Source organism: Parabacteroides massiliensis, assembly GCF_900155425.1.
GTDB lineage: Bacteria > Bacteroidota > Bacteroidia > Bacteroidales > Tannerellaceae > Parabacteroides > Parabacteroides massiliensis.
In genome coordinates, this window is the sequence record NZ_LT700189.1 from 753965 (window position 1) to 766206 (window position 12242).

Sequence of the window (12242 nt, forward strand, 5' to 3'; positions counted from 1 at the left end):
TTAAGAAATGAAAAAGGTCATCCTCTTGTTTTTTGTGACGCTGTTGTTGTCCGGCTGCAATCGTGCGAGGCAGGAACAAGGACAGGAGGATGACAACGTGACGATCGACCTGCCGCAACTGAAAGCGCAGGGCGAAATAACCGCCGTCACGCTATACAGCTCGACTTCCTATTTCCAGTATAAGATGCAGCCGATGGGTTACGAATATGAGCTGATCAAGGATTTTGCCCGTTCGGAAGGATTGAAATTGAACATCAAGGTTGCAGAAAGCCCTACGAAGTTGATCGAGATGCTGGAAGCAGGCGAGGCGGATGTAGTCGCCTACCCGGTCCAGATCAGCAACCGCATGAAAGAAAAGCTGATCTACTGCGGACGGGAAGAGCAAGACTGCCAAGTGCTGGTCCAACGTGCCAACAAAGGCGACAAGGTGATCACCGACGTGACGGAACTGCTCGGAAAAGATGTCTATGCAAAGCCGGGAACCAAATACTTCGAACGGCTGAAAAACCTCGATGTCGAACTGGGCGGCGGCATACGGATTCACGAAGTGGATGCCGACACGGTGACGACGGAGGATCTGATCGGCATGGTTTCGCAGGGAGAAATTCCTTACACCGTAAGCAATGAGAACATAGCCCGCCTGAATAAAACTTATTTCTGGAACCTGAACGTTTCGCTGAAGATCAGCTTCATGCAACGTTCCTCATGGGTCGTACGCAAAAGCAGTCCCGAACTGGCCAAAGCCATCGACACCTGGGCAACCGACAAGGCGGCAACGCATGTCTACAAAGCTTTGACGAAACGTTATTTCGAACTGGGCAAACAACCCGTCACAGCTGAACTGCCGGAAGTCAAGAACGGCCATGTCTCGCCTTACGACGAACTCTTTCGCAAACATGCCAAAAACATCGGATGGAACTGGCAGTTGCTTGCCTCGATCAGCTACCAAGAATCCCGCTTCAATCCGGACGTCGTCTCATGGGCCGGCGCGGAAGGACTGATGGGGATCATGCCGAATACAGCCAAGGCTTTAGGTGTGACACCTCACGAACTGAAAGACCCCGATACGGGCATCCGCACAGGCGTGGATTGCCTGCGCCGTTTTCGCCAGGGATTCGGAAAGGTGACCGATCCGGTCGAAAAGATCAAGTTCACGCTGGCAGCCTACAATGCCGGAATCGGGCATGTTTACGACGCGCAACGTTTGGCCGAGAAATACGGCAAGAATCCGTATGTATGGGATGACAATGTGGCCGAATATATCCGGCTGAAAAACGATCCGGAATACTACAACGATCCGGTCTGCAAACACGGCTACCTGCGTGGTTCGGAAACCTTCAACTATGTGCGCGAAGTGATGGAACGTTACAACTACTACCTGACAAAGACTGGCAAAAAAGGTTAGGACCTGATATTCAATGCAGACTGAAGGGCACACCCTCGCCGGCCTGCCCGCCATCCCGGATCGGAAAAAGAACGCCAAGCCCTACTTTGCATAGGGATACTAAAAAAATAATGCCTCCGAATATATATACGGATTACAATTTATTCCTATCTTTGGTAGCATTAAACTAAATTTATAATATCATGTTCGCTAAAGAAACTTATATCGCCCGCAGGGCTAAATTAAAACAGACGATAGGTTCCGGCCTGCTGTTATTTTTAGGCAACGATGAGTCCGGCATGAACTATGCCGATAACACATACCATTTCCGCCAGGATTCCACTTTCCTGTATTTCTTCGGACTTCCCTACGCCGGATTGTCTGCCATCATCGACATCGACAACGACCGGGAGATCATCTTCGGCGACGAATTGACGATCGACGCGATCGTCTGGATGGGAACACAACCGACGCTGAAGGAAAAGAGCGAAGCCGCCGGTATCACCGAAGTCCGTCCGTTCAAGGAAATCGAAGCTTATCTGAAGAACGCGCAGCAAAAAGGCCAGCCGATCCATTACCTGCCGACCTACCGTGCCGAACATCAGATCAAGCTGTTCCAATGGTTAGGCATCGTTCCGGGAGCCGAAAAACCTTCCGTTCCTTTCATCATGGGCGTAGTCAACCAGCGTAACTATAAGAGCGAAGAAGAAATTGCCGAAATAGAAAAGGCCTGTATCGTGACTGCCGACATGCATCTGGCCGCCATGCGTACCGTCCGTCCGGGCATCCGCGAAAGCGAAGTGGCTGCCGCCGTTGCCGAAGTGGCTTTTGCAAACAATTACGAACTCTCCTTCCCGATCATCGCGACGATCAACGGACAGACTTTGCACAACCACGATCATAGCAACATGATCAAGAGCGGTGACATGCTTCTGCTCGATGCCGGCGCCGAAACGGAGATGGGATATGCCGGCGATATGTCGTCCACGATTCCTGCCGATGCCAAATTCACGCCTCGTCAACGCGAGATCTACGATATCCAGGTTGCCGCCCACGAAGCGGCTGTCGCAGCTTTGCGTCCGGGTATCCCGTTTGTCGACGTATATGAATTGTCCTGCAAAGTGATCATGGAAGGCTTGAAGGACTTAGGATTCGTGAAAGGCGACCCGATGGAAGCCGTAAAAGCCGGCGCTCATGCCATGTTCATGCCTTGCGGCTTGGGACACATGATGGGACTGGATGTCCACGATATGGAAAACCTCGGCGAAGTGTATGTCGGGTATGACGGCCAGCCGAAAAGCACAGAGTTCGGACGCAAGTCTCTCCGCCTCGGACGCAAATTGGAACCGGGCTTTGTCCTGACCATCGAGCCGGGTGTTTATTTCATCCCCGAACTGATGGACCTCTGGAGAAGCCAGAACAAGTTCACTGAATTCATCAACTACGACAAGCTCTTCACATACAAGGATTTCAGCGGTATACGCAACGAAGAGGACTACCTGATCACCGAAAACGGCGCCCGCCTGTTAGGTAAAAAGATCCCTCTCCACGCAGAAGACGTAGAAGCCGTAAAAAAATAAAAAACAAAACCAACACAATAAGAGAGAGAGTGCCCCGCATTGTATTTGCGAGACACTCTCTCGTGTTTTTATCTGATTTTTTTACAACTTTTATCCCTTTCCGGAAGTTATATACTCGAGAACTGTTTCTATTTTGTGCCGTGATAAAGAAGATGTTGTTCATATTATCTCTGATCTGCCTGTTCGTGCAGGAAGGGAAGATTGCAACCGAAGAAAACAGCGCATCCCCCTTACCTTCCGCCGTCGTGGCAATCCTTGACAGGTTGCCGGATTCCGGTACAGAGCAGGAACAGCTCGATTACGGAAAAATATCCCGGTTCTCATGTATCGGGCTTTGCGTGGCGCCCCGTTCACAGGTCTTGCAGGAGAACTACAAACGGCTGGCAAAAACAGTGTCCAGGCAGTTTGAAGTGTTTCTGCAAAAAGAACAAGACTTGCTCAACAAAACTTCCGAGACTTTACGAATCGTACAATCCTTAAAATTCTCTTCTCTCCGCATACGTGCAGGCCATTGGGTCTACACACTCCGAAAAATTATTATTTAGCACTCTCCGGGAACTTGGTGATTTTACGTTACTTCCGGCATTTGCACCGGGAGCAGAATTGTTATTCGTTTATTTTAATCAAGAATTTATGTTAAGTCTATTCATTTCTACGCTGGAGATGATGGGCCTTACCTTTGTCATCGGCCTTTTTGTCGCCGGTGTCATCAAAGGTATTGCTTTCTGGGCCGACTCCCTGGAATATCATCACTCGCATGCTGCCGAACTGGCGCAATTCAACAAAATAAACAAGCTCCGTGTCAAGCTCGGTGAACTGTTAGGCCTTGTTTCTCCCGAAGGGACAGAGCAACTCGACGACGAACGCGAAGACTTCGCAAGAGGCGAGAATCCGGATCTGGCCAATATGAGGCCTGAAGGCTACTATCATGGTGTCAGCCACGGAATATCGCAACTCAACTTGATCGACTATTACTACCCTCATGACAGCCACTTCATGCATCTGAAAAAGAAAGGACAGATCATGAAGAAACGAAACTCAAATAAAAACAAATCTCTTTCTCCTGAAGAATAAAAAAACGTAACTGGCAATATGGAAAATATAGATTTCTTAGGACTGTTCCAAGGTTTTGGGACAATGGTGGCCGGTGGATGGCTATTGGCTGCGGCCCGTATATTTCTGATCTTTTTAGGTGGGTTACTGGTCTATCTGGGTTGGAAAAATGTGCTCGAACCGATGGTTATGATCCCGATGGGATTAGGTATGATCGCAATCAATTGCGGTACGCTGATTATGCCGGGCGGTACATTGGGCAACCTTTTCCTAGACCCGATGCTTTCCGACACGGACGAATTGATGAACGTCATGCAGATCGACTTCCTGCAACCGGTCTATACGCTGACATTCAGCAACGGATTGATAGCCTGTTTTGTGTTTATGGGAATCGGTACGCTGCTGGACGTCGGCTACCTGTTGCAAAAACCGTTTGCAAGCCTGTTCCTGGCACTGTGTGCCGAACTGGGTACATTCCTGACTCTCCCGATTGCCTCCGCCATCGGTTTGAATTTGGAAGAAAGCGCCTCCGTAGCTATGGTTGGAGGAGCCGACGGCCCGATGGTATTGTTCACTTCACTCGTGCTGGCCAAGCATCTGTTCGTGCCGATCACGGTAGTTGCCTATCTCTATCTCGGACTTACCTACGGAGGCTATCCGTATCTGGTGAAACTACTGATTCCAAAACGCCTGCGTGCAATCAAGATGACGACAAAAAAGGCGCCCAAAACCTATGATGCCAAAGTAAAGCTGGCTTTTTCCGTAATCTTATGCGCGGTGCTGTGTTTTCTGTTTCCAGTTGCTTCCCCGCTGTTCTTCTCCCTGTTTCTGGGTGTTGCGATCCGCGAATCCGGCATGAAGCATATTTATGATTTCGTCAGCGGTCCGCTTCTGTATGGTTCGACTTTCATGTTGGGCCTGCTGTTGGGAGTCCTTTGCGACGCCAAGCTATTGCTCGATCCGAAAATCTTGAAACTCCTGGTCTTGGGTATCGCAGCTTTATTATTGTCCGGCATCGGTGGTATCATTGGTGGATATGTCATGTATTTCATCAAGAAAGGCAATTATAATCCGGTGATCGGCATCGCAGCCGTAAGTTGCGTACCGACCACGGCCAAGGTGGCGCAGAAATTGGTCAGCAAGGAGAACCCCGATTCCTTCATTTTGGGAGACGCTTTAGGCGCCAACATCTCCGGTGTTATCACTTCTGCCATCATCACAGGTATCTATATAACGCTTATTCCATATCTATGATAAAGCGGTATTATTTTAGGAAAACACTTTTTAGTTAAAAGAATTATTCGTTTCTTCGCCTTACAATTACAATAAGTATGGAACAAAAAGACGAAATAATACTGATAAACATAAATGGCACGGATCGTCCGGGAGTGACTGCCGCCCTAACCGAGATACTGGCCCAGAATAATGCGGTTATTCTGGACATCGGTCAGGCAGACATCCATAGCAATCTCTCCTTGGGCATCTTGTTTCAAAGTAGCGAAGGCAATTCGGGAAATATCCTGAAAGAGCTGCTCTTCAAAAGCTATGAACTCGATGTGAACATCCGTTTCAACCCCATCACCGAAGAGGCTTATAACCAATGGGTCTCCATGCAAGGCAAGAACCGGTATATCATAACGATCCTGGGGCGGAAACTGACTGCCCGGCAGATTGCCGGCGTTACGCGCATTGTTGCCGACCAGGATATGAACATCGACGACATCAAACGCCTGACAGGACGTATCCCTTTGGACGAGAATGCCCGTACGCCGAAAGCCAGTGTGGAATTTTCCGTACGCGGTACGCCGAGGGATAAGGAACAGATGAAGGCCGACTTCATGAAACTTTCCGCCGAACAGGAGATGGATATCTCTTTTCAGGAAGAAAGTATGTTCCGACGCATGCGCCGCCTGATCTGCTTCGATATGGATTCGACACTGATCGAAACGGAGGTGATCGATGAACTGGCCATCCGGGCCGGTGTCGGCGACCAGGTGAAAGCCATTACCGAAGCAGCCATGCGGGGAGAAATCGACTTCTGTGAAAGTTTCCGCCAACGTTGTGCTTTGTTGAAGGGCCTGGATGTTTCCGTTATGCAGGAAATAGCCGAGAATCTGCCGATTACCGAAGGGGTGGACCGCTTGATGCGTATATTGAAAAAGGTAGGTTTCAAGATTGCAATCCTTTCCGGTGGCTTTACCTATTTCGGCAACTATCTGAAACAGAAATACAACATCGACTATGTCTATGCCAACGAACTTGAAGTGGAGAACGGAAAACTGACCGGGCGCCATGTCGGCGACATAGTGGACGGGAAACGCAAAGCGGAACTGCTCCGCCTCATTGCGCAAGTCGAGAACGTGGATATCCGCCAGACGGTCGCTGTCGGAGACGGTGCCAACGACTTGCCGATGATCAGTATTGCCGGTCTCGGAATCGCTTTCCACGCCAAGCCGAAAGTAAAGGCTACGGCCAAACAGTCCATTTCAACGATCGGGCTGGACGGTATCCTGTACTTCTTGGGCTACAAAGATTCCTATCTGGATGAAAGAATGTGAAATCGATTTATGATGTATAATTATTATATAGGCATAAATCATAAATCATAAATAGTAAAATGATCAGACACATCGTAATGTTCAAATTGAAGGAGTTTGCAACTCCGGCCGATAAACAGGCCAAAATGCAGGAAATCAAAACGGGATTAGAAGCATTGATCGACAAAATTGACGTATTGCGCATGATCCGCGTAGATTTTAACGTAAACCCGGCAGAGACATGGGATATCATCCTGACTACGGAGCTGGACACACTTGAAGATGTCAGCACGTATGCCAACCATCCCGAACATGTAGCCGTAGCCAAAGGCATCATCGGTCCCGTCAAGGCAGACAGGGCTTGCGTCGATTATGAATATTAAAAACAAAGGATTCCACATGAAAGACATCGATATTGAGGAACGAGCGAACCGGGCGACTCGAAATTTCGAAGCAGGTTATAATTGTGCACAATCTGTCTTTCTGGCTTACTCGGATGTCTTTGATTTGGATATGGAGACAGCCAAGAAGATATCTGTCTCTTTTGGAGGGGGTGTAGGCCGTATGCGTGAGATTTGCGGAACAGTCAGTGCAATGGCTATGCTGGCGGGATTCAAATATCCGGTTTTGGATATCACCGATCAGGAAGCCCGCACCAGAAATTATGCGATGGTGCAGAAAATGGCTGATATATTTAAGGAAAAGCACGGGACGATCATCTGTCGCCAGCTTTTGCCGCCTGAAGACGCAGCAGCCACAACACCGGCACCCGCCGCCCGTACACAAGAATATTATCAGAAGCGGCCCTGTAGAAGATTTATTGAAGATTCGGCCCGCATTGCAGGGAAAATGCTGAAAGGTGAATTGGATTGATGGCTTATGCCATCAATCTGATTTGTGTAACAATACCCAAACTCCGTATTTCGTTGAATAAGTTCGTATAAGAGGAAATTGCTTTTACGTTCACTTTGTATGTGATAACGGACCGGTCCTCTTTATAAAATGTTTCGAAAGAAACACTCACGATAAAAACGCCCTTACTTTCCAATATTTTACGGACAGCCTTTAAATCGGGTGTTGCCGTAGAGCAAGTAATAGTCAGTATCTTATTGACGCCATTCAGGAACATTCTTCTCTCCAAACGTTCCAAACTGACCAGTATGAAAAGTGTTATGACAGTCGCCATAGCAGCCGGAATATACATTCCGGCTCCTACAGCCAAACCTATTACCGCCATTACCCAGATACAAGCCGCCGTAGTCAGTCCATGCACACTCCCGTGGCTTTGGATAATTGCTCCCGCTCCGAGGAAACCGATACCCGAAAGCACTTGTGCCGCAATACGTCCCGGATCGCCATTCAAGAAATTGGGATAACATTGAGGAATCCAAATAGAGACCAGCATGGCTGCTGTCGAACCCATACAGATCAACGTAAAGGTTCGCATACCCGCTTCCCGTCTCCTGAACTGGCGTTCTATCCCGATGACAGCTCCCAGGAAGAAACTGATCAACAACTTTACGGCTGCCGTATAGGGGGTAATAACCGTGTTTTGTAATATGTCGTTTATCTGTTCTAACATACTTATTGCTTTAGTAACATGCAAATATAAATATATTTGTTTGATTACTTGACCTCTGTAATTTCAATCACATGACTATTGGTCGGCCGGCTTGAAAATACAGGAATGCCGACATTCATCAAGAACTCTCCGGAGAACGTTTTGCCATTGCAGGACAATCTGGATTGCGTACCCGGAACCAGGTTGATTTCCTTCAGCTCGTAACGGGCGTCCTTCTTCAACCCCTGTAAACGAAGAGATTGCATCGGCTCTGCATATCTCGGATGGATATCGAAGGCAAACAAGACTGCCTTGTCCGCATTGCCGTTGGCATACATAACGGCAGCGTGTTGGTTTTCATAAGGCGAATGCAAACGGTATTGGTCTCCGTCCATAATAACATCGTTCAGGCGTTTGAAGTTAGCCACAGCCTCCTTGCAATATTGCTGGTCCGCCTGGCTCATTTCATAGACACGGATATCGAAACCTAATTTACACATACTGGCTACATCCGTACGGAACTTGACCGACTGTTTTCCCCAACTCGTTACATGGGCAGCCATGCTTTTAGCCGGGAAGAAGTGAGAATACCCCCATTGGATATAGATGCGCTCTACGGCATCCGTATTATCGCTCGGCCAGAACTCAGTGAAATACTTCAACGCTTCATAGTCGCAACGGCCACCACCACCGGAACACAGCATCATCGGCAGATTCGGATATTTCTGTTTGATCCGTTCCAGCACATTATACAGACCACGTACATACTCGATGTATAAATGGGACTGCTGGTCTTTCAGATACGGAGAGTAGATATTCGTTATCGGGCTGTTGCAATCCCATTTGAAATAAGCGATACCCGGATATTTCGTCATCAGATTGTCTACCACGCCATATACATAATCCTGGACTTTCGGATTAGTCAAATCCAAAACCATCTGGTTTCTAAAGTAATACTCGTCACGATTCGGCAAATGGATCACCCAGTCCTTATGTTTCTCATACAATTCGCTTTTCGGGCTTACCATTTCCGGCTCGATCCACAAACCGAACTTAATGCCTCTGTCCGTTGCTTCCTTCACCAGCTTTCCGATACCGTTAGGCAACTTGGTCACGGTCTCTTCCCAGTCTCCCAAGCCCTGATGGTCACTGCTGCGAGGATATTTATTGGCAAACCAACCATCGTCAAGCAGGAACATGTCGACTCCCAAAGCGACGGCTTCATCCATAATATTCACCAACTTGTCTTCGTTAAAGTCAAAATAGGTCGCTTCCCAATTGTTCAGCAATGTCATACGGGATTTCTCTCCGTCTTTCAACTGATGCTTGCGTGCCCAACGTTGGAAATCGCGGCTGGCCTTGCCTTTCCCTTCCGTGCTGTAGGTGAAAATAAATTCCGGCGTGCGAAACACTTCGTTCGGTTTCAGCGAGTATTCCGAAGCATACGGGTTGATGCCGGAAAGGATGCGCAGGCCGTTCTCGTTGTCCACTTCGAACGTGAAACGGTAATTACCTGTCCATCCGATAGTTCCGAATAATACATTCCCCACGTTCTCCTCCGCTTTTCTGTCCAGGGCAAGCAAAAAGAACGGAGAACAAAACATGTTGGAACGGCTTCCCAATTTGGTGTCCAACATCTTTTTGCCGAAAGTCAGTTCGGTTTCCTTCATATTGACTTCATGTGCCCAATCTCCTGCAAATTCGGTCAGAAAATACTTGCTGCCGTTCAAATGCAACAAAGAGGAAGCATAGTTGTAAAGGGTTACGGGCTTCTTCTCCTGATGTGAAATCTCGGCATATTCCTTGATGATGTTTTCCTTTGGATAAGCGATGAAATGCAACTTCACTTCGACCGGGTATTTATCATCTTTCAAAAGGATTACCGTCTCGTTAACTCCCGGCTGAAGCTGTTTGCTTTCGTGGGAGACGTATTTCAGGAGCAGGGACGGGTTGCCGTCATTATGCAAAACACGGATGGCAGGTTCGAAATAATCTTCCATACCATGTGTCAGATAGGCTTCATTTCCGAGAGGTAATTGTGCAATATCCGAATCAAATGACAGTTTTTGTCCCAGATAAGATTGATACAAACGACCATTTTTATCATCAACCTTATAAATAAGGCTAATGTCATCGGTCGTAATTGGAATCACAGTTTTTCCATTTGCATTCAGCGTTGCTGATATCGCTATTAGACATAGCAAAAAAAGATGTCTGATCTTCATGTTTTTCTTCTACAATTTATTAAATAGATATTACAATTCCAAGGTTTATTTTATTTACGAACAAAGATATTATAATTATTGGAATAATAATGTTCCAAGAAATAAAAAAACACAATAAAAAAGCCGGTAAAACGCATAAAATAAGTCGTTTTACCAGCTTTTCCTTAATATGTTATTCCGAAAAGGATTATTTCATCCTTTTTCTTTATGCATTCAAAGCTCCGGTCAATTCGCGGACAGACGAAAATCCGTGTCTGTTACAATAATCGTCCATCCCTTCAATAACCTTTATGCCAACGGCAGGGTCTATAAAATTGTAGGTTCCGATCTGGATTGCCGTAGCTCCGGCCAGCATGAACTCCACTGCATCTTTCCAGTTTGAAATACCGCCCAGACCGATAATAGGAATCTTCACCGCCTTATAAGTCTGCCATACCATCCGTAAGGCAACCGGCTTTACACAAGGGCCGGAAAGACCGCCGGTTATTGTAGATAACACCGGTTTACGCTTCTCCGCGTCAATGGCCATTCCCAGCATGGTATTAATCAATGAAACGGAATCAGCTCCCTCGGCTTCGACCGCCTTAGCGATCTCCGTGATGTCGGTCACATTAGGGGAAAGTTTTACAATAAGGGTCTTCGGATAAACCTTACGGACAGCCTTCACTACTTCGCTTGCCCCACTTGTCGTCACTCCGAAAGCCATGCCTCCCTGCTTTACATTCGGACAGGAAATATTCAGTTCGATAGCCGGTATCTTGTCCAGATCCGCTATCTTTTCAGCACATTCCACATACGTTTCTACAGAGGAACCGCTTACATTTACAATCATGTTCGTATCGATATCCTTAATCTTCGGATAAATATGATCAACAAAATATTGTGCTCCTTTATTCTGCAGACCTACTGCATTCAACATTCCCGAAGGGGTTTCCGCCATACGGGGATACAGGTTCCCTTCGCGTGGCTGGATCGTTGTTCCTTTCACAAAAATACCGCCCAAACGGGAGATATCCATAAAGTCCGAATATTCAATGCCATATCCGAAAGTACCCGATGCCGTCATAACCGGGTTCTTCAATTGTAAATTACCGATGTTTACGTTTAATTCAGCCATGTCAAATTTTCTATATTAAATACAGGTCCTTCAGTACATACACACACATGATGTTCATCCTTAGTCTTCTCCACGCAGCATAAACAAGCTCCTATACCACAAGCCATTGTGTTTTCAAGAGATACTTCGCATGCAATAGAGTTTGCGTGAGCATATTTGGCAACAGCCATCATCATTGGTTTGGGGCCACAAGTGTAAATCTGGTCGAAATGTACATCTTTCAAGATGGAATGATTGGTTACATATCCCTTTTCGCCCAATGAACCGTCTTCTGTTGTAACATACACGGTTCCAAACTGTTCGAACTGTTTCAATTGTAACACATCCTCTTTAGAACGGGCTCCCAAAAGGAACGTAGGTGTATAACCGGCTTTTTTCAGGATTGCACCCAGGTACAACATCGGAGCCGTCCCGACACCGCCGCCGATCAGCAGAAGTTTCTGTCCTTTATCGGTGGCTGGCAACGTGAAACCGTTCCCCAAAGGCAGCATGATATTAATAATATCGCCCGGCTTATACTCGGCCATCCGGCGCGTCCCGTCACCAACTAACTGAACGAGCAACCACAGTTCATTTGTCGTTCTGTCAACATAATTAATTGAGATCGGACGACGAAGAAATGTGGTCGGAGAGTTATCCACGCGTACCTGAACGAACTGTCCCGGCAACATATCCGGCAGGATCTGATCAGATGTTAGTTTAAGCAGGCAGTAATTTTTGTGAAGGTTGCAGTTTTCAGTCACCTTCATGTCAAGCATGTACTTCTTCATATAATATGATTAGTC

The 12242-nt window shown here is 47.1% G+C and carries 12 protein-coding genes; 8 read left to right on the forward strand and 4 right to left on the reverse strand.

The genetic code is table 11. From position 1 onward, the window contains the following. Positions 1 to 7: 7 nt before the first annotated feature. From BQ9893_RS03205 to BQ9893_RS03240, 8 genes are all read left to right on the forward strand, one after another. On the forward strand, positions 8 to 1405 hold the full coding sequence (locus tag BQ9893_RS03205; RefSeq protein WP_075964711.1) for an MltF family protein: 1398 nt from the start codon (positions 8 to 10) through the stop codon (positions 1403 to 1405). A gap of 182 nt (positions 1406 to 1587) precedes the next feature. Beyond that, positions 1588 to 2964, forward strand: a complete 1377-nt coding sequence (locus BQ9893_RS03210) for an aminopeptidase P family protein (protein ID WP_075964712.1) — start codon at positions 1588 to 1590, stop codon at positions 2962 to 2964. A 152-nt stretch (positions 2965 to 3116) separates the two neighbouring features. Further along, complete coding sequence (locus BQ9893_RS03215) at positions 3117 to 3509, forward strand: hypothetical protein (RefSeq protein ID WP_081415357.1); 393 nt, start codon at positions 3117 to 3119, stop codon at positions 3507 to 3509. A gap of 88 nt (positions 3510 to 3597) precedes the next feature. Further along, positions 3598 to 4038 (forward strand): hypothetical protein, encoded by a 441-nt coding sequence (locus BQ9893_RS03220; protein ID WP_075964713.1) that lies wholly within the window; start codon positions 3598 to 3600, stop codon positions 4036 to 4038. Positions 4039 to 4056: 18 nt separating this feature from the next. Next, positions 4057 to 5271 (forward strand): sodium ion-translocating decarboxylase subunit beta, encoded by a 1215-nt coding sequence (locus tag BQ9893_RS03225; RefSeq protein WP_075964714.1) that lies wholly within the window; start codon positions 4057 to 4059, stop codon positions 5269 to 5271. A gap of 77 nt (positions 5272 to 5348) precedes the next feature. Further along, positions 5349 to 6575, forward strand: a complete 1227-nt coding sequence (serB, locus tag BQ9893_RS03230; protein WP_075964715.1) for a phosphoserine phosphatase SerB — start codon at positions 5349 to 5351, stop codon at positions 6573 to 6575. Between the two features lie 59 nt (positions 6576 to 6634). Further along, the gene (locus BQ9893_RS03235) at positions 6635 to 6937 is read left to right on the forward strand and encodes a Dabb family protein (RefSeq protein WP_075964716.1); all 303 of its coding nucleotides are present in this window, start codon (positions 6635 to 6637) and stop codon (positions 6935 to 6937) included. A 16-nt stretch (positions 6938 to 6953) separates the two neighbouring features. Then, entirely contained in the window at positions 6954 to 7427 is a 474-nt protein-coding gene (locus BQ9893_RS03240; protein WP_075964717.1) for a C-GCAxxG-C-C family protein, read from the forward strand. Positions 7428 to 7431: 4 nt separating this feature from the next. On the opposite strand, the gene BQ9893_RS03245 is transcribed toward BQ9893_RS03240, so the two are convergent. The 4 genes from BQ9893_RS03245 to BQ9893_RS03260 form a co-directional block, all read right to left on the reverse strand. Further along, complete coding sequence (locus tag BQ9893_RS03245) at positions 7432 to 8136, reverse strand: MgtC/SapB family protein (RefSeq protein WP_075964718.1); 705 nt, start codon at positions 8134 to 8136, stop codon at positions 7432 to 7434. A 44-nt stretch (positions 8137 to 8180) separates the two neighbouring features. Further along, the gene (locus BQ9893_RS03250; protein ID WP_075964719.1) at positions 8181 to 10340 is read right to left on the reverse strand and encodes an alpha-galactosidase; all 2160 of its coding nucleotides are present in this window, start codon (positions 10338 to 10340) and stop codon (positions 8181 to 8183) included. Positions 10341 to 10545: 205 nt separating this feature from the next. Next, positions 10546 to 11457, reverse strand: coding sequence for a dihydroorotate dehydrogenase (locus BQ9893_RS03255; protein ID WP_075964720.1), 912 nt, complete (start codon positions 11455 to 11457; stop codon positions 10546 to 10548). Continuing rightward, positions 11445 to 12227, reverse strand: coding sequence for a dihydroorotate dehydrogenase electron transfer subunit (locus tag BQ9893_RS03260; RefSeq protein ID WP_075964721.1), 783 nt, complete (start codon positions 12225 to 12227; stop codon positions 11445 to 11447). The genes BQ9893_RS03255 and BQ9893_RS03260 overlap by 13 nt, the downstream gene beginning before the upstream one ends. Positions 12228 to 12242: the final 15 nt, after the last annotated feature.

Bases quoted from the DNA above. Each gene is read 5' to 3' on its own strand.
- BQ9893_RS03215 (WP_081415357.1), top strand. From the start codon at position 3,117: ATGTTGTTCATATTATCTCTGATCTGCCTGTTCGTGCAGGAAGGGAAG.
- BQ9893_RS03235 (WP_075964716.1), top strand. From the start codon at position 6,635: ATGATCAGACACATCGTAATGTTCAAATTGAAGGAGTTTGCAACTCCG.
- BQ9893_RS03260 (WP_075964721.1), bottom strand. From the start codon at position 12,227: ATGAAGAAGTACATGCTTGACATGAAGGTGACTGAAAACTGCAACCTT.
- BQ9893_RS03205 (WP_075964711.1), top strand. From the start codon at position 8: ATGAAAAAGGTCATCCTCTTGTTTTTTGTGACGCTGTTGTTGTCCGGC.
- BQ9893_RS03245 (WP_075964718.1), bottom strand. From the start codon at position 8,136: ATGTTAGAACAGATAAACGACATATTACAAAACACGGTTATTACCCCC.
- BQ9893_RS03240 (WP_075964717.1), top strand. From the start codon at position 6,954: ATGAAAGACATCGATATTGAGGAACGAGCGAACCGGGCGACTCGAAAT.
- BQ9893_RS03220 (WP_075964713.1), top strand. From the start codon at position 3,598: ATGTTAAGTCTATTCATTTCTACGCTGGAGATGATGGGCCTTACCTTT.
- BQ9893_RS03255 (WP_075964720.1), bottom strand. From the start codon at position 11,457: ATGGCTGAATTAAACGTAAACATCGGTAATTTACAATTGAAGAACCCG.
- BQ9893_RS03225 (WP_075964714.1), top strand. From the start codon at position 4,057: ATGGAAAATATAGATTTCTTAGGACTGTTCCAAGGTTTTGGGACAATG.
- serB (WP_075964715.1), top strand. From the start codon at position 5,349: ATGGAACAAAAAGACGAAATAATACTGATAAACATAAATGGCACGGAT.
- BQ9893_RS03210 (WP_075964712.1), top strand. From the start codon at position 1,588: ATGTTCGCTAAAGAAACTTATATCGCCCGCAGGGCTAAATTAAAACAG.
- BQ9893_RS03250 (WP_075964719.1), bottom strand. From the start codon at position 10,340: ATGAAGATCAGACATCTTTTTTTGCTATGTCTAATAGCGATATCAGCA.